The organism is Mesorhizobium sp. BR1-1-13 (genome assembly GCF_020165515.1).
Classification (GTDB): Bacteria; Pseudomonadota; Alphaproteobacteria; order Rhizobiales; family Rhizobiaceae; genus Mesorhizobium.
This window is the reverse complement of the sequence record NZ_JAIUIH010000010.1, coordinates 55,915-71,944: the sequence shown is the minus strand read 5'-3', so window position 1 is coordinate 71,944 and position 16,030 is coordinate 55,915. Positions and strand designations below refer to the sequence as shown.

General features: G+C 62.9%; 18 protein-coding genes and 1 tRNA gene. 9 read left to right on the top strand and 10 right to left on the bottom strand.

Features of this window, described 5'->3' with window-relative positions; translation table 11 throughout:
- Positions 1-51 precede the first annotated feature (51 nt).
- The 3 genes from mobB to moaA form a co-directional block, all read right to left on the bottom strand.
- Positions 52-561, bottom strand: a complete 510-nt coding sequence (mobB, locus tag LB533_RS21830) for a molybdopterin-guanine dinucleotide biosynthesis protein B (RefSeq protein WP_140638147.1) — start codon at positions 559-561, stop codon at positions 52-54.
- 182 nt (positions 562-743) lie between these two features.
- Positions 744-1,664 (bottom strand): DMT family transporter, encoded by a 921-nt coding sequence (locus LB533_RS21825; RefSeq protein ID WP_140584427.1) that lies wholly within the window; start codon positions 1,662-1,664, stop codon positions 744-746.
- 179 nt (positions 1,665-1,843) lie between these two features.
- On the bottom strand, positions 1,844-2,839 hold the full coding sequence (gene moaA, locus LB533_RS21820; RefSeq protein ID WP_140638146.1) for a GTP 3',8-cyclase MoaA: 996 nt from the start codon (positions 2,837-2,839) through the stop codon (positions 1,844-1,846).
- Positions 2,840-3,035: 196 nt separating this feature from the next.
- Here moaA and LB533_RS21815 point away from each other — a divergent pair, with 196 nt between their 5' ends.
- Complete coding sequence (locus LB533_RS21815; RefSeq protein ID WP_140561222.1) at positions 3,036-3,389, top strand: gamma-butyrobetaine hydroxylase-like domain-containing protein; 354 nt, start codon at positions 3,036-3,038, stop codon at positions 3,387-3,389.
- A gap of 63 nt (positions 3,390-3,452) precedes the next feature.
- Entirely contained in the window at positions 3,453-4,064 is a 612-nt protein-coding gene (locus LB533_RS21810; RefSeq protein ID WP_140638145.1) for a pyridoxamine 5'-phosphate oxidase family protein, read from the top strand.
- A gap of 21 nt (positions 4,065-4,085) precedes the next feature.
- Here LB533_RS21810 and LB533_RS21805 read toward each other — a convergent pair whose 3' ends face one another.
- Positions 4,086-4,538, bottom strand: a complete 453-nt coding sequence (locus LB533_RS21805; protein WP_056587725.1) for a MarR family winged helix-turn-helix transcriptional regulator — start codon at positions 4,536-4,538, stop codon at positions 4,086-4,088.
- A gap of 47 nt (positions 4,539-4,585) precedes the next feature.
- Between LB533_RS21805 and LB533_RS21800 the strand changes: the two genes are divergently transcribed.
- A complete protein-coding gene (locus tag LB533_RS21800; protein WP_140638144.1) occupies positions 4,586-5,497 on the top strand; it encodes an alpha/beta hydrolase in 912 nt (303 codons plus the stop codon).
- Between the two features lie 7 nt (positions 5,498-5,504).
- Here LB533_RS21800 and LB533_RS21795 read toward each other — a convergent pair whose 3' ends face one another.
- Positions 5,505-5,894 carry a rhodanese-like domain-containing protein gene (locus LB533_RS21795; RefSeq protein WP_140638143.1) on the bottom strand — a complete coding sequence of 130 codons (390 nt, stop codon included), beginning with the start codon at positions 5,892-5,894 and terminating at the stop codon, positions 5,505-5,507.
- Between the two features lie 46 nt (positions 5,895-5,940).
- On the opposite strand from LB533_RS21795, the gene LB533_RS21790 reads away from it, so the two are divergent.
- Complete coding sequence (locus LB533_RS21790; protein WP_224557241.1) at positions 5,941-6,150, top strand: SDR family oxidoreductase; 210 nt, start codon at positions 5,941-5,943, stop codon at positions 6,148-6,150.
- Positions 6,151-6,360: 210 nt separating this feature from the next.
- Positions 6,361-8,259, top strand: a complete 1,899-nt coding sequence (locus tag LB533_RS21785; RefSeq protein ID WP_140638142.1) for a murein L,D-transpeptidase — start codon at positions 6,361-6,363, stop codon at positions 8,257-8,259.
- On the opposite strand, the gene LB533_RS21780 is transcribed toward LB533_RS21785, so the two are convergent.
- Positions 8,228-8,737: a hypothetical protein gene (locus tag LB533_RS21780; RefSeq protein WP_140638141.1), complete on the bottom strand. Its 510-nt coding sequence runs from the start codon at positions 8,735-8,737 to the stop codon at positions 8,228-8,230. The genes LB533_RS21785 and LB533_RS21780 overlap by 32 nt on opposite strands.
- Before the next feature lie 168 nt (positions 8,738-8,905).
- Positions 8,906-9,163 (bottom strand): PepSY domain-containing protein, encoded by a 258-nt coding sequence (locus LB533_RS21775; RefSeq protein ID WP_140638140.1) that lies wholly within the window; start codon positions 9,161-9,163, stop codon positions 8,906-8,908.
- A gap of 133 nt (positions 9,164-9,296) precedes the next feature.
- Here LB533_RS21775 and LB533_RS21770 point away from each other — a divergent pair, with 133 nt between their 5' ends.
- Positions 9,297-10,250, top strand: coding sequence for a DUF817 domain-containing protein (locus LB533_RS21770; RefSeq protein WP_224678219.1), 954 nt, complete (start codon positions 9,297-9,299; stop codon positions 10,248-10,250).
- Positions 10,251-10,357: 107 nt separating this feature from the next.
- Here LB533_RS21770 and LB533_RS21765 read toward each other — a convergent pair.
- Both LB533_RS21765 and LB533_RS21760 read right to left on the bottom strand, forming a co-directional pair.
- Positions 10,358-10,432: transfer RNA gene (locus LB533_RS21765), tRNA-Val, on the bottom strand.
- Between the two features lie 124 nt (positions 10,433-10,556).
- Positions 10,557-11,240, bottom strand: a complete 684-nt coding sequence (locus LB533_RS21760) for a phosphoglycolate phosphatase (protein ID WP_140638138.1) — start codon at positions 11,238-11,240, stop codon at positions 10,557-10,559.
- A gap of 384 nt (positions 11,241-11,624) precedes the next feature.
- Here LB533_RS21760 and rpiA point away from each other — a divergent pair, with 384 nt between their 5' ends.
- The 3 genes from rpiA (at position 11,625) to gor (ending at position 14,449) form a co-directional block, all read left to right on the top strand.
- Positions 11,625-12,320, top strand: coding sequence for a ribose-5-phosphate isomerase RpiA (rpiA, locus tag LB533_RS21755; RefSeq protein WP_140638137.1), 696 nt, complete (start codon positions 11,625-11,627; stop codon positions 12,318-12,320).
- Between the two features lie 22 nt (positions 12,321-12,342).
- Positions 12,343-12,939 carry a DUF2059 domain-containing protein gene (locus tag LB533_RS21750; RefSeq protein WP_140638136.1) on the top strand — a complete coding sequence of 199 codons (597 nt, stop codon included), beginning with the start codon at positions 12,343-12,345 and terminating at the stop codon, positions 12,937-12,939.
- 118 nt (positions 12,940-13,057) lie between these two features.
- Complete coding sequence (gene gor / locus LB533_RS21745) at positions 13,058-14,449, top strand: glutathione-disulfide reductase (protein WP_140638135.1); 1,392 nt, start codon at positions 13,058-13,060, stop codon at positions 14,447-14,449.
- A 51-nt stretch (positions 14,450-14,500) separates the two neighbouring features.
- Here gor and mgtE read toward each other — a convergent pair whose 3' ends face one another.
- Positions 14,501-15,865 carry a magnesium transporter gene (gene mgtE, locus LB533_RS21740; protein ID WP_224678218.1) on the bottom strand — a complete coding sequence of 455 codons (1,365 nt, stop codon included), beginning with the start codon at positions 15,863-15,865 and terminating at the stop codon, positions 14,501-14,503.
- Positions 15,866-16,030 lie beyond the last annotated feature (165 nt).

Below are 16,030 nucleotides of genomic sequence, written 5' to 3'. Positions count from 1 at the left end.
AACTGCAAAACCACGAAAATCGGCAATGTCCTTCTGCCGTTACGTTACTTCTCAAGCAACGAGGCCGGTCGCACGCTCGACGAAGTCGGCTATCGATTTCACGTCGTCGAGATCGAACGCCGGCAGGCTTTTGTCCTCGATGAGGAAGTCGGCCGCGATGGCGACGATCCCGGGATCACCCGCCGAAAGCGGCGTCCGATCCTTCGCGTCCAGGCGTCGGGTTTCGATCTTGAGATGGGCTTCGCGCTTGTAGCCTTCGACCAGCACGATGTCGGACGGCGCAAGCCGCGACAGGATCGCTTCCAGCGCCGGCTCATCCTCTCCGCGCAGTTCGTGCATCAGCGCCCAGCGATTGGCGGAGACGATGGCGACTTCCATGGCTCCCGCCTGCCGGTGGCGAAAGCTGTCCGCGCCCGGCTTGTCGATGTCGAAATCATGATGGGCGTGCTTTACGGTCGAAACCGTCCAGCCGCGCCCAACGAGTTCCGCGACCAGTTTCTCAGTGAGGGTCGTCTTGCCGGAGTTCTTCCAGCCGGTGATGCCGAAGAGGCGCTTGTTCATCTCAGATGCTCTGCAGCAACCGCGCCGCCTTGGCAAGATCGTCGGGCATGTTGATGTCGAAGAAAGGATCGACAGCCTGGCCCGCGGTTTCCAGCAGTAAAAATTCAAAATCCCGCGATGTCTCTCACCATCATCGAGCCCGTGCGCCATCGCGGAAAATCACAGGATTCTCCGCGAGCCTCTCATATGCCGTCCGGGGCCATGGCAGGACCAGTGCTTTCCGCGACGATCCTGCGCCGGCCGACGACTCGCTCACGATAAAGCGCGTAAAGGCCGGAGCCCACGATTGTGCTGGCGCCGATGATCATCGTCATATCGGGGACATCGCCGAAGACCAGCAGGCCGAGCACAATGGACCAGAGCAGCGCCGTATAGCGGAACGGCGCTATGAAGGAAATCTCGCCCGAGCGCATCGCCATGATGATGAATTGATAGCCGATGAGCACCAGCACTGCTGCGAGCGCCAGCAGCGCAGTGGCTTTTCCCGTCATCGGTGTCCAGCCGCCCATCGGGGACAGCAGCAGCGCGCCGACCACGGTCATGGCCAATGCCGTTGCGGTGGAGACGAGCAGCGTGGGGATAGCCTGCGGAATCCGCTTGGTGGCGAGGTCGCGCACCGCGCAGCAGGCGACGCTGGCCAGCGCCACCAGCGAAAACATGCTGAACCCGTCGAAGCCCGGGCGCACCACGACCAGCACGCCGGCAAATCCGGCAGCGATCGCCAGCCAGCGGCGCCAGCCGACCGCCTCGCCGAAGACAAGGGCCGCGCCCATTGTCACGGCCAGCGGCAGTGCCTGCAGGACGGCCGAGACGCTGGCGATCGGCAAATGGGCAAGCGCGACCAGGAAGGTCACCGTCGCGCCGGCCTCGGCAAGGACGCGCAGCGCCACCAGCGGCTGTAGCATCGAGCGCGGCCGGACCAGCGCGCCGCGCTGCCAGGCAAGCAGGCCGACGAAGAGCGAGGCAAATGCGCCTCTGATCAGCATGACCTGCGCCATGTTCATCGACTGTGACGAATATTTGGTGATGGCGTCATTGAGGGTGAAGCCGGCCATCGCCACCACCATGAACAACGCACCGCGAAGATTGGGAGAAAGGGGCAAGAGTTCTACCGGTTCTGCTTTGAAAAAAGCCTGTAGCAGCCGGGACCGAAACAGCAATGACAAAGGGCTGGGCCACGGCCTTGATCGCGGCCCAGAATTTCAACCGCGGATGGCCGACCGTACGTCTTCGGCGCCAATACCTCGTTGCCGTCCTTGCCCGAGATCGTCCAGTGGAAAGATCAGCCGCCGGTGACGCTCATATGCCGCGACACGGAGGGGCGGCTGGTGCGGCGGTCGATGATGAAATCATGCCCTTTCGGCTTGCGCCCGATCGCCTCGTCGATCGCCGCGCCGACCAGGTCGTTGCCTTCGGACGCGCGCAACGGTTCCCTGAGATCGGCGGCATCCTCCTGGCCCAGGCACATAAAGAGCGTGCCGGTGCAGGTCAGCCGGACGCGGTTGCAGCTCTCGCAGAAATTATGGGTCATCGGCGTGATGAAGCCGAGCCGGCCACCGGTTTCCGCGACATGGACATAGCGGGCCGGACCGCCGGTCTTGAACGGGATGTCTGTCAACGTGAACTGGCGCTCCAGCGAGGCGCGCAGCAGCGACAGCGGCAGGTACTGGTCGGTGCGGTCGGCATCGATCTCGCCCATCGGCATGGTTTCGATGACGGTCAGGTCCATGCCGCGGCCATGCGCCCAGCGCATCATCTCAGGCAATTCGGCGTCGTTGAAATCCTTCAGCGCCACGGCGTTGAGTTTTATCTTCAGTCCCGCCGCCTGCGCCGCATTGATGCCGGCCATGACCTTGCCGAGATGGCCCCAGCGGGTGATTGCGTGGAACTTGTCGGCATCGAGCGTGTCGAGCGAAACATTGATGCGCTTGACGCCGCAATCGGCGAGCTCGGCAGCAAAACGCGAAAGCTGCGAGCCGTTGGTGGTCAACGTCAGTTCTTCCAGCGCGCCGCTTTCGAGATGACGCGACAGCTGGCGGACCAGGTGCATGATGTTCTTGCGCACCAGCGGCTCGCCGCCGGTGAGGCGCAATTTGCGCACGCCTTTTGCGATGAAGACGCTGCACAGCCGGTCGAGTTCCTCGAGCGACAGCAGGTCCTTCTTGGGCAGGAAAGCCATGTCCTCGGCCATGCAATAGGTGCAGCGAAAATCGCAGCGGTCGGTGACCGACACGCGCAGGTAGCTGATCGTGCGGCCGAAGGGATCGATCATGTCCATGCGTGAAGCGTTTCCCGTGGCTGTGAACGACGGCGTTATATATCGCTATGTGATACGATCCGGCCTGTTGTTCAAGATAGCCGCTCTCGATCTTTGGTAACATTCCCTGACCGACACCGGATGTCGGCTGCCTGGTACGGGCTTTTCCAATCCGGCGAAGCGGCGTAGGGAAGGGCGGTTCGAAACGGAAAATATCATGACCGCGCCGAAGGAACTGCGGGTCTCCAAGGACCGCAAACTGCTCTCCGTGACCTTTCCCGGCCACCAGCCATTCGAGCTGCCGGCCGAGCTGCTGCGCGTCGCCTCGCCGTCGGCCGAGGTGCAGGGCCATTCGCCCGACCAGCGGGTGACTGTTCCCGGCAAGCGCGATGTCACCATCCTCAAAATTGAACCGGTCGGCAACTACGCGGTGCGCATAACCTTCGACGATTTCCATGACACCGGCATCTTCACCTGGAATTACCTGCACACGTTGGGCCACGAGAAGGATGCGCGCTGGAATGCCTACCTTGCCGAGCTTGCGCAAAAGGGTCTCAGCCGCGACCGTTAGCCGGCGGGCGTCGTCAAGATGTCATGGAGCCGGAGTAGGGGCGGCGGATTGGGAGACGAGACAATGTCCATCATAACCACCGTCGAACAGCTTGAAGCGCTCTATGGCCTGCCCGGCGAAGCCTCGGTGGTCAAGGAAGTCGACCACGTCATTCCCGAATACGCCGCCTTCATCGAGGCCTCGCCTTTCGTCGCGCTGGCGACGAGCGGGCCGGAAGGGCTGGATTGCTCGCCGCGCGGCGATCTCGCCGGCTTCGTGCGCATCGTCGATCCGAAAATCCTGATGATGCCGGACCGGCGCGGCAACAATCGCGCCGATTCGCTGAAGAACATCATTCGCGATCCCCGCGTCGGGCTGCTGTTCCTGGTGCCGGGCTCCGGCACGACGCTGCGCATCAACGGCCGCGCGCACATCACCACGGATGCCGCGCTTTGCGCGTCGTTCACGGTCGACGGCAGGCCGGCACGCTCGGTGACCGTCATCGATGTCGATACGGTCTATTTCCAATGCGCCCGCGCCATCGTGCGGTCGGAATTGTGGAACCCCGCAAGGCATGTCGACCCGAAGACCCTGCCGACGCCAGGAAAAATCCTGGAGATCACCAGCCGCAGGAACATCGACGGCGCCGCCTATGACAAGGAATGGCCGGAGCGGGCGAAGAAGACGATGTGGTGATCCGCCGGACCGCAATGGCGGTCAGGCTTCCTTCAACACCTCGTAGATCTTGCGCATCTGCTCGCCGATCATGTCGCACTGTTCCGGCGTCGACTGGCTCATCGCTTTCTCGATCAGCGCCATGTGCACCTTCAGCGCCTGCATCAGCAGCGCCTCGCCGGCTTCGGTGAGGGCCAGCCGCAGAATGCGCTTGTCCTTCTCGTCGCCTTCGCGGCGCAGCAGGCCCCGAGCCTCAAGCTGCGGCAACAGCATGGTGATGTTGGAGCGGCCGACGAGCAGCTTGCGGGCGAGATCGTGCTGCGACATGCCGGGATGGCGATAGAGATTCATCAAAACATCGAGCTGCGCGGGTTTCAGATCGAGCGGTGCCAGCTTCACGGCAAGCGTGCGCTCCAGCACATGGCAGGCGCGCGCAACCGCGACCCAGTTGCGAAACCGCGGGTTGTCCCAGGGCAACTCTTGTTTATTGTTCATCTTTGAACTATTATGTTCATGCTTGAACGTATGGATGGATTCCCACTATGGCATCATTCGGACTGAAGGTCATCCGGGGTATATTCGGGGCCGCCGAACATGTCGCCCCGCGCCTTACGGGGCGCGCCGCATTCGAGTTGTTCTGCCGTACACCGAACGCCAGGGTGCTGAGCGAGGGCGAACGTCGCGCCGTCGACCGAGCGGCAGATTTCATGGCCGAAGCGCGGCATCACCGGCTGAAGGCCGGATCCGGCTGCATCATGGCGCATGAATTCCGTCCGGAGCCGGGCAGGGCATCCGCCGGCACGGTTCTCGTCGTCCATGGCTGGCGCTCGCGCACCGAATACATGCGCATGCTGATCGAGGGCTACCGCGCCGCCGGCTACAGGGTCGTCTCGCTCGACCTTCCCGGCCACGGCCAATCGCATGGCCGGCGGTTGAACATGGTCAATGCCGTGGATGCGGTGCGAATCGCGGGCGAATGGTTCGGCCCATTCGCGGCGGTGGTCGGTCATTCCTTCGGCGGTGCCGTCGCTGCCAATGCAATTGCTGGATCGATCAGGAACATTGCGCCGCTGGCGGCCGGGCGCCTGGTGCTGATCGCCGCGCCCAGTTCATTGCCGGCCATCTTCGCCGACTTCAGCCGCATGCTCAATGTCGGTCCGCGCTCGCAGGCCGCCATGGCGGACCGTGTCGAACATCTTTCCGGCCGGCCGCTCAGCGAATTCACCGGCGATCGCCAGCTTGCCCAGGCGCCGGTGCCGACTCTGGTCATACACGCACCCGACGATCGCGAAGTCTCGGCCGATCATGCCAGGCGCTATGCCGGTGCCGGTGACCATGTGCGGCTGCATTGGGCCGAAGGGCTCGGCCATCGCCGCATCCTGGCGGACAAGGGCGTGGTGGAACGCGCCGTCAGCTTCGTGGCCGCGCACCGGGAGCCGTCGCTGGTCCATTGAACCCCAATCAGGGCTCGCCGGGTTCCACCGGCAGTCCGGCCGCCTTCCAGGCGGTGTAGCCGCCAAGGATATGCTTGACCGGCGACAATCCCATGTCCTGCGCGGTCTTGGTGGCGAGCGCCGAACGCCAGCCGCCGGCGCAGAAGAAGACGAAGCTCTTCCCCGAAGCGAAGAACGGCTTGTGGTAAGGGCTCTCGGGATCGATCCAGAATTCCAGCATGCCACGGGTGACATGTTTGGCGCCGGGAATCCTGCCGTCGCGTTCAATCTCGCGAGGATCTCGCAGGTCGACAAAGATGGTGCCTTCGTCCTCGATCAGGGCTGCCGCTTCCTCCGGCGAAAGCACTTCGATCTCGGCATTCGCCTCATCCAGCAGTTCGCGATAACCCTTTTTCACCGTCCGATCCTCCCGGCCCGTTTAGACTGGCGCTCCGTCCGTTCGGATTTCGAGCACAACGCCCGGCGTTTGTCATCCCGCGTCGGTACCGGCCATCGTCTTCCAGGCGGCTATTGCCCCCTCCACGGTCGCCATGGCCACACCACGTTTCGGCGAAGCCGATGAGGTCGCCGGCATGGTCGCCTGGCTCGCCGGTCCCGAGGGTCGCTTTGTGACCGGCGCCGCACTGACCATCGATGGCGGCGCCAACGCCTGACGTGGCCGCCCCGCTTCGGCGGCCGGAGCCGAGTGTGTCCGCTCCGGCCGTCACGATGTTGTGAAACCGTTCTGCCACAGCCGCTCCAAAATTTATGAAAGCTTAACGAAATCGGTATGAATCGGTATAGTCGCGTCTTACATCCGCCATGCGGTGGGCAAGACGCACGAGCGTGCGGAACGGAGCCGGTTGCGGCTGGAGCGGGTGACCATGAAATTGCCGGGAAACAAAGCTACCGCGTTGCCGCTTGCAGCGCTCGTGGCGACGCTGGCCCTGGGTACGCCGCAAGCAGGCGCGCAGGGGCTTTTCGACATGCTTTTCGGCGGCGGCGTAAGGCACGAGCCGCGAGGTGAGTTTCCCCCTCCGCCGCCAAAGCGCAAGCCAAATCCCAAAGTATCTGCCGGCGGCGGCGGCGGCAGCGGCAGCGTAAAGATCAGCAGCCCTTCCTACTACACCTACAAAGCCGACAAACTTGTGCGCGTCGACTTCTCGGCGCTTACGGCAGCACCGCCGCCGGCAACGCCGCAGGACGCTGCCTTCGTGCCGTCGGCCACCGGCAATGCCTTCCGCGAGGCAATCGCCGGACTGAGCGACTACGAGCTCTATGCGGAGCCCGATATCGCCAAGGCGCTGATCGCCTATTATTCGGCCAATCCGGATTTCATCTGGGTGACCGGAGCGAACGCCAACAGCCGCGCGCAGGATGCGGTGCGGGTGCTTGGCGAGGCGGCGAGCTACGGCCTGGCACCGTCCGACTACACGGTCGACGTGCCGACCGCCGCTGCGTCGACTGCCGATGCCGCCGCACGTCTGAAGGAGTTCGTACGCTTCGAAATGGCGCTGTCGGCTCGCGTGCTTCGCTATGTCCATGATGCCCAAAGCGGCCGCGTCGAACCCAACCGCATGACCGGCTACTATGACTTCCCCGCCAAGCCGATCGACATGGAAGGCGTTTTGAAGACGCTGGCGCACACCCAGGAAGTGCGCACCTATCTCGAATCGCGGCATCCGCAGAACGCGGAGTACCAGGCGCTGCGCGTCGAACTGGAGTCGCTGCAAGCGAGCGCCGAAAACGAGATCGTCGTCGATCCCAAGCTGTTGCTGAAGCCGGGCGAAACCAGTCCGGAACTTCCCAAGCTGCTGAGCCTGATCGCCCGCAATCTCGACGACGAGACAGGCGGCGCCTATGGCGAAGTGCTGTCGCGGCTCGTCACCAGCGACGTCTACCTCCCTGAGCTGGTCCCTGTCATCAAGGCGGTGCAGCAAAAGGCGGGCATGAAGGGCGACGGTGTCATCGGGCCGCGCACCGTCGCGTCACTGGCCGGAACGTCCAAGGCTGACCGGCTGCTCAAGGTGCAGGTGGCGCTGGAAGAACTGCGCTGGCTGCCATCCGATCTCGGCAGCCCGCGTGTCTTCATCAACCAGCCGGCCTTCACGGCGAGCTACATCGACAATGGCGAGGAAAAGCTGAAAACCCGTGCGGTCATCGGCAGGACCACCAACCAGACCGCCTTTTTCTACGACCAGATCAAACAGGTCGACTTCCATCCTTATTGGGGGGTGCCGCAGTCGATCATCGTCAACGAGATGCTGCCGAGATTGCGCAGCGATCCGGGTTATCTCGACCGGGCCGGCTATGAGGTGACCGATTCGCGCGGCAAGCGCATCCCGTCATCGGCGGTCAACTGGGGCGGCTATGGCGCGAACATCCCCTACAGCGTGCGCCAACTGCCGAGCGAGGCCAATGCGCTGGGCGAATTGAAGATCCTGTTCCCCAACAAGCACGCCATCTACATGCACGACACACCGCAGAAGTCGTTCTTCCAGCGCGACATGCGCGCGCTCAGCCATGGTTGCGTGCGTCTGCAGGATCCGCGCGGCATGGCGGCTGCGGTGCTGGGCACCTCGGTCGACGATATCGCCGAGAAGCTGAAGCACGGCCATTCGACCGAGAATGTGACGCGCACGATCCCGGTCTATGTCGCCTATTTCACCGCATGGCCCGACATGTCCGGCAAGGTCGAATACTTCAACGACGTCTACGACCGGGACACGCGGTTGAAGCAGGCCCTGGACGCTACGGAAGCGGCACGCTCGCCATCGACTTGATCGGTAACGCTGCGAGAGGGCGCCGGAAGCCGGCGTCACGCCCAGCGATCAGCCAATAGACAAGCCCGGCGACCAGACCGGCAGCGGCGATGATGCCCATATCGGCCCAGCGCTCCGAGGCTATGTCCTCCAGCGCGCTCGGCCAGATCAGGGCAAAGCCGCCGACCGCCGCCGCACCGCCGAAGAGCATGTGCAGCCAGAAGCTGCGCAACGAGAAGAATTCGGCAATCAACGCGAACACCAATGTCTGCGCCCCGGTCAGCACGATCGTCAGGAAATAGATGAACATGTCGAGCGGCGGCACCACCAGCGCCGCGATCGGCGTGACGCCCATGAGGTCGAAATACCGGGGCGCATTGGGCAGGGAACTCAACACGGCGTAGATCGCGACGATGGCGATCAGGCCGACCAGCACGGCGACGAGATAGCCGGCAAGCAGCATCAAGATACGTTTCAACACATGCCTGGCCGTCGCCATGCATACCCTCCTGTGAAGCTCCGCTGTAATCAGCCATCAAAGATGCATTGGCGCAAGGTCGGGCACATCTCGCGCCGCAGGCTCGGCGTTTTCAGATGGGGACCGGTAATCACCGCGGGGAGGGATCGTAGAACGGGTTGCCTGCCCCCGCAGGTACTCCTGACGAAGCTACCTGGGCTCGGCCGTCACCGGATCATAGGTGATTTCGACCTTCGCCTTGTCGGCGGTGTAATAGGTGACGGTATAGGCGCCGTCATCCCAGTCGACCTCTTTGACATAGCGGAAGCCATCGCGCTGTTCGACCTTGGCGATGATGTCGGACAATTTCTTGGCATTGGGTGGCGGCAACGGCTTGTCGTCCGCGGCAAGAGCCGGCCCGGCAAAGAGAAGAACGGCGATGCTGGCCGACAGAAGAAGTCTGGACATGATTTTCCCTCAAGTTTCCACGCACAAAAACTCGCTGGTGTGCGGGTTGGTTCCTTATGTGGAGCGCAAGACCATTTTCACAATTCGACCGCAATCACACGGCACGCGAGTGGCTCGATTGCTGGATAAATAATTGGAACGGTTCACAACCCGCGAAGCCCGCATCGATGCCGCCGCGCACCGACTGCTCGACCGGTTGCCGGAAAGTGGCGTTTTTGGCAGGCTGACGGAATTTCTGGTCTTCGGTATCAAACAGGCCTTTGCCTGCCTATTCGGCGGCGCCATCCTGGCTTTGATTATCGCAACTAAGCTTTATTGGCCTGATGCAATTGGCCTTGCCCGCTATGATTTTCTGTTTCTCGCTGCCCTTACCATCCAGATTTCTCTGCTTGTCTCGAAGCTTGAGACCCTTGCCGAAGCCAAGGTCATCCTTATTTTCCACATCGTCGGCACGTTGATGGAGCTCTTCAAGACATCTGCCGGCTCATGGATGTATCCTGAACCCAGTTTCTTTCGTATTGATGGTGTTCCGCTGTTTTCAGGCTTCATGTACGCCGCGGTCGGCTCATATCTGGCACGCGTAACGCGCATTTTCGAGATGCGCTATAGTTTTTATCCGCCCATATGGGCCACGATGCTTCTGGCTTCGGTCATCTATGCCAACTTTTTCACCCACCATTTCATCATCGACCTGCGTTACGGGCTCTTTGTCATCACCACGCTTCTTTATATGCGGACAACGGTGCATTACCGCGTTTTTCGGTTTCAACACCGCATGCCGCTGCTTCTCGGCTTTCTTCTCGTTGCACTGTTCATCTGGTTTGCAGAAAACATCGGGACCTGGTCCCGCGCCTGGATTTATCCTGGTCAGTCCAACGGCTGGTCACCGGTGTCGCTGCAAAAGCTCGGCGCCTGGTACCTGTTGATGATTCTGTCGTTCGTGCTGGTCACGCTTGTTCACCGACCGCAACCGAAACAAGGGACGAAATTGCCGGTGGGTTTTCAACCAACGACAGTTGGTACTACTGCGGGACACCTTTCCACCGAAAGATTGCTCCACAAATTCCCTTCTAAAGCTGGACGATGAATACGGACGACAGTTTTCAGAGGCCGATCCGCTGGGCACGTTTGCCAACATCAGGATCTGCTCGTCCAGCAATCGGCTCGAGGGCGTCCACATATTCAGGAAGGAGATGGTGGGCGATGCAGGGATTGAACCTGCGACCCCACCCGTGTGAAGGGTGTGCTCTCCCGCTGAGCTAATCGCCCGCTCGTTGCCCGAAGGCCAAGCGAGCCGCGATATAAGGGAGGCAGGCGCGGTAAGTCAAGGCGATGTCCGACGTTCTTGCAAGGATCGGATTTCCGGTCTTCGGCACCTATCCCGGGCGAGCCATCAGTATGCGGCGGCGGTCATCAGCCGCTCTACCAGATCCAGCGTCAGCGCGTCGAAATGCGAGATCACCGCCGAGGGCTCGAACTCGCGCACGTGGCGGTCGGTGTAGCCGAAATCGACCGCCACGACCGGAATGCCGGCCGCTTTCGCCGTGTCGATGTCGGTCTGCGAATCGCCGACCATCAGGGCGCGGTGCGGGTCGCCGCCGGCGCGCTTGATGGTTTCGGTGAGGTGGCGCGGGTCGGGTTTGCGGAAGGCGAACGTGTCCTGTCCGGCAATCGCGGCGAAGTGTTTGGTCAAGCCGAGCGCTTCGATCAGCGCCAGCGAGTTGGCCTCATATTTGTTGGTGCAGATGGCCAGGAGATAGCCTGCTTTCTCGAAGCGCGCGATCGCCTCGAGGACGCCGGGGTAGGGACGCGATTTGCCGGGGATGTTGAGGGTGTAGTGATCGAGGAACAGTTTCAGCAGCCGGTCGTGTTCCGCGACGTCGAGGGATCGTTGCTGCGCGGCGTGCGCCCGTTCGATCATGACGCGGCCGCCATGGCCGACGAAACGTTTGAAGCCGGCTTCGTCGACGGCCGTGAGCGCGCTGGCGGCAAGGCTGTGGTTGAGGCTGTCGAGCAGGTCCGGCGCTGTGTCGATCAGCGTACCGTCGAGATCGAACACGATGATCGGGCGGGTCATGATCCATCCTGGGCAGTTTATGCAATGGCAGGCGATAAAGGCTGCGGCGCGTCAAGGCAAGCGCCGGGCAGGCTCGTTCAGGCAAGCAAGCTCCCCGGACCGGGCATTCGCGACGAACCGCCGGGCATGAAAAACCCGCCAGAGCGGCGGGTCCCGGCGCAAACCTGCACCATAGGCAAATATGTAGCATAACTGCCTTCACCCAGTCAATGGCTTATAAGAAAAAATTCCTATGAATGTTGCCCGCGCATCGCTCGCCGAGCGCGCGGGCACACCATTGACGGGAGGCCGAACGTCATCAACCTACGCCGCTGCAGGACTTTGACCAGACCGGCAAAAATGGTAGGAGCCGCAAACACCAGGTTCCGGGGCGGTAAAAGCGGCATGGATGCAAGACAGTTGAAGGTCGAAGCCGCGCGGGCGGCCCTTGCCCATGTCACCGACGGCATGCGGCTCGGCATCGGCACCGGCACCACCGCCGACGAGTTCGTGCGGCTGCTTGCCGACAAGGTGGCCGCCGGCCTGACCATCATCGGCGTACCGACGTCCGAGCGCACCGCCTTGCTGTGCCGCGAGCTTGGCGTGCCGCTGTCGACGCTGGAAGAGACGCCGGAACTCGATCTCACCGTGGACGGCGCCGACGAAGTCGACCCGGCGCTGACGCTGATCAAGGGCGGCGGCGGCGCATTGCTGCGCGAGAAGATCGTCGCGGCGGCTTCCGCTCGCATGATCGTCATCGCCGATCGCTCCAAGATGGTCGAGACACTCGGCCGTTTTCCACTGCCCATCGAGGTCAACCCGTTCGGCTTGCGCGCAACCGAAATCGCGATCGGCAAGGCGGCTGCAAGGCTCGGCCTTTCCGGTCCGGTTACATTGAGGATGACGGGCGGCCAGGCTTTTGTTACAGACGGCGGCCACTTTATCCTCGATGCATCTTTTGGCCGCATTCCGGATACAAGAGCGCTATCGAATGCTCTCCACGCCATTCCCGGCGTGGTCGAGCACGGTCTTTTCATCGGGCTGGCGTCAGCGGCCATCATCGCCGGGGGCGATGGCATCCAAACCGTCCATGCCGCCTGAAAAACAGGGAGTTCTATCGACCATGATGTTGCATAACCGGGTTCGCCGCTTGTCCGTCCTTCTGGCGGCCTCGGCCGTCTTCGCCTTTTCTTCGCCGGCGTTCTCGCAGGACGTCACGGAAGCGCACCTGAAGGCGGCGCGCGCCGCGGTCACCGCGATCCATGCGACCGACCCGTTCGACAACATCCTGCCGCAGGCCGCCGCCGCCCTCGAATCGCAGCTCATCCAGAAGAACCCCGACATGCAGGAGCTGATCGCCAAGACGATCAGCGAGAAGGCGCTGGCGCTGGCCTCGCGCCGGGCCGACCTGGAGAAGGAAGCGGCCCTTGCCTATGCGAAAGTGTTTTCCGAACAGGAACTCAACGACATCGCGACCTTCTACAATTCGGACTCCGGCAAGAAGCTCCTCGAGAGCGGCCCGGCCGTGACGCGCGACCTGGTGAAGGCGGCCGATATCTGGCAGAACGGGCTTGCTCGTGACCTCGCCCAGCAGGTCGGTGAAACGCTGGCCGCGGCGGCCAAGGCGAAAGCGCCGGCAGCGCCTGCCGATGCGGCTGCGCCCGCGAATGGCGCCGCCCCCGCCGATGGGTCGGCCCCTGCCGACGACACGCAGAACTGATCCTGCCATCTCAAACGGCCCTGCGGCCATCTGTGAAGCCCGGCTTGTCCGGGCTTTTCTTTTGATGCTTTGCGGCCTACCTGTCACTCACATTTTCCGAAGCTCAAGGAGCCGCGCGATGGCCGCTTACGACTATGATCTTTTCGTCATCGGCGGCGGTTCGGGCGGGGTGAGGGCGGCGCGCGTCGCCGCCGCGCTCGGCAAGCGCGTCGGCATCGCCGAGGAGTACCGCTTCGGCGGCACCTGCGTCATCAGAGGCTGCGTGCCGAAGAAGCTCTATGTCTATGCTTCGCAATTTCCCGAGCATTTCGCCGATGCCGCCGGCTATGGCTGGACGGTGCCGGAAGCCAGTTTCGACTGGCCCACGCTGATCGCCAACAAGGATCGCGAGATCAGCCGTCTGGAGGCGATCTACAAGAGGAACGTCGAGGGCGCCGGCGGCGAAGCCTTTCACACGCGCGCCATGATCGTCGACCCGCATGTGGTGCATCTTCTGGACCAGGACCGTACCGTCACCGCCGACCAGATCCTGATCGCCACCGGCGGCCGTCCGGCGCCGCACCCGGCATTGCCCGGCCACGAACACTGCATCTTCTCCAACGAGGCCTTCGACCTCAAGCAGTTGCCCAAGTCGATCATGATCGAAGGCGGCGGCTATATCGCGGTCGAATTCGCCAACATCTTCCATGGCCTGGGCGTCGACACCACGCTGGTCTATCGCGGCAAGGAGATCCTCAGCCGATTCGACATGGACCTGCGGCGCATGCTGCACGAAACGATGGAGAAGAAGGGGATCAAGATCCTTTGCCCCGCCGTGTCGGAATGGATCCGCAAACGGCCGGACGGCCGGCTCGACGCGTTGCTCACCGGCGGCCAGTCGCTGACGGTCGACCAGGTGATGCTCGCCATCGGCCGCATCCCCAACACCGAGAATATGGGGCTGGAAGGCATCGGCATCGAGATGACCGCGACCGGAGCGATCCAGGTCGACGCGTACTCCCGCACCAACGTCGAAAATATCTGGGCGATCGGCGACGTCACCAATCGCGTGCAGCTGACGCCGGTGGCGATCCACGAGGCGATGTGCTTCGTCGAGACGGCCTTCAAGGGCAACCCGACCGCGCCGGACCACGACACGATCGCGACCGCGGTGTTCTCGCAACCCGAGATCGGCACGGTCGGCCTGTCGGAAGACGAAGCCGTCAAGTGTTTCCCCGACATCGAGATCTATCGCGCGACATTCCGGCCGATGCGGCACACCTTGTCCGGCCGCGACGAAAAGATGCTGATGAAGCTGGTGGTCGATGGCGCGTCGAAGAAGGTGCTCGGCGCGCACATATTGGGGCCGGATGCCGGCGAAATGGCGCAGCTTCTCGCCATTCCGCTGAAGGCCGGGCTGGTCAAGGATGATTTCGACCGCACCATGGCCGTGCATCCGACGGCCGCGGAAGAGCTTGTGACCATGTACAGGCCGACTTACCGCGTGAAGGATGGCGAGCGCGTCGGCTGACACAGACGCGCCGCGGCAGGATGCTTGCCGCGGCGCAGTTGGGCAGAGCTGCTACAGCAACGTGCCGCGCAGGATCACCTGCGCCACCGAGAAATAGATAACAAGCCCGGTGACATCGACCAGCGTGGCGACAAACGGCGCCGACGCGCTGGCCGGATCGAAGCCGATGCGTTTCAAGGCGAACGGCAACATCGAGCCCGACAGCGAGCCGAAGGTGACGATGCCGACCAATGCCGCTCCGACCGTCGCGGCGATCAACGGCCAGTGCGGTCCGTAGTCGTAGAAGCCGAAATACTGCCAGAGCGCGATGCGGCAGATGCCGACGACGCCGAGTATCGCCCCGAGCAGGAGGCCAGTGGGCAATTCGCGCAGCGCCACCCGCCACCAGTCGCGCAGGCCGATCTCGCGCAACGCCAACGCGCGGATGACCAGCGAGGTCGCCTGCGAGCCGGAGTTGCCGCCGGAACTCATGATCAGCGGAATGAAGAGCGTCAGCACGATCGCTTTTTCCAGCTCGCTCTCATAGCTTTGCATCGCGTTGGCCGTCAGCATCTCGCTGATGAACAGCGCGCACAGCCAGCCGGCGCGCTTCTGGATCATGGCGAGGAAGCTCATCTTCATGTAGGGCTCGTCGAGAGCCTCCATGCCGCCGAAGCGATGCACGTCCTCCGTCGTCTCCTCGATCATCGTGTCGATGATGTCGTCGATGGTGACGATGCCGAGGATCTTGCCATGGTCGACGACCGGAACGGCGAGCAGATCGTATTTGGAAATCGTCTGCGCCAGGGTTTCGCGATCGGTCAAAGGCGTGACGGTCACCGGCACGCGGTCCGGCGCCACCAACAGGATCGAATCGTCAGGCTCGCCGGTGATGAGCCGGCGCAGGCCGGTCGAGCGCATGAGCAGATGCGTCTCGGGATCGACGATGTAGATGGCGTAGACCGTTTCGCGCGTCCGCTCGACCCTTCGGATGTAGTCGAGCGTGCGGCCGACGGTCCAGTCCGAGGGCACGCTGACGAACTCCGTCGTCATGATCGAAGCGGCACTGCCTTCGGGGTAACCGAGGATCGAGAGCAGGGTTGCGCGCAGCGGCGGCGCCAGCACGCCGAGCAGCTCGGAGCGGGCGGGTTCGTCGAGATCGCGCAGGATGTCGGCCGCGCGATCGACCGACATGGCGGTGAGCAGCTTGCCCGCCTTGGCGCGAGGCAAGGCCTCCGCCAGCTCGGGCGCGCCCTTGAGCTCCGGCTGGTCGAAGATCTCGACCAGCCGTTCGAACGGCACTTCGCAAAGCAGCTCGGTCGCCGTTTCGCGCGACTCGCGGTTGAGCGCTTCGACCACGTCTGCGACATGGTCGTTTGCAAGGATGCGGGCGATGGCCACGGCCTCGTCGTCCGCTACGGGGGAAAAATCGTTCATGGTTCACTCCTTGCCGTCCGGCAAGACGTGAACCGTCGAGGTCACGTCAGGGCGGACGGCGGTTGCGTTCGACTGTGACTGTCGCCAGGCATGGCGCGGTGACCTTTCCGCTCGCGGGTTCGAGTTTGATGTCTGCGAGCGGGCGCAACATAGGAGCTCGCCTTG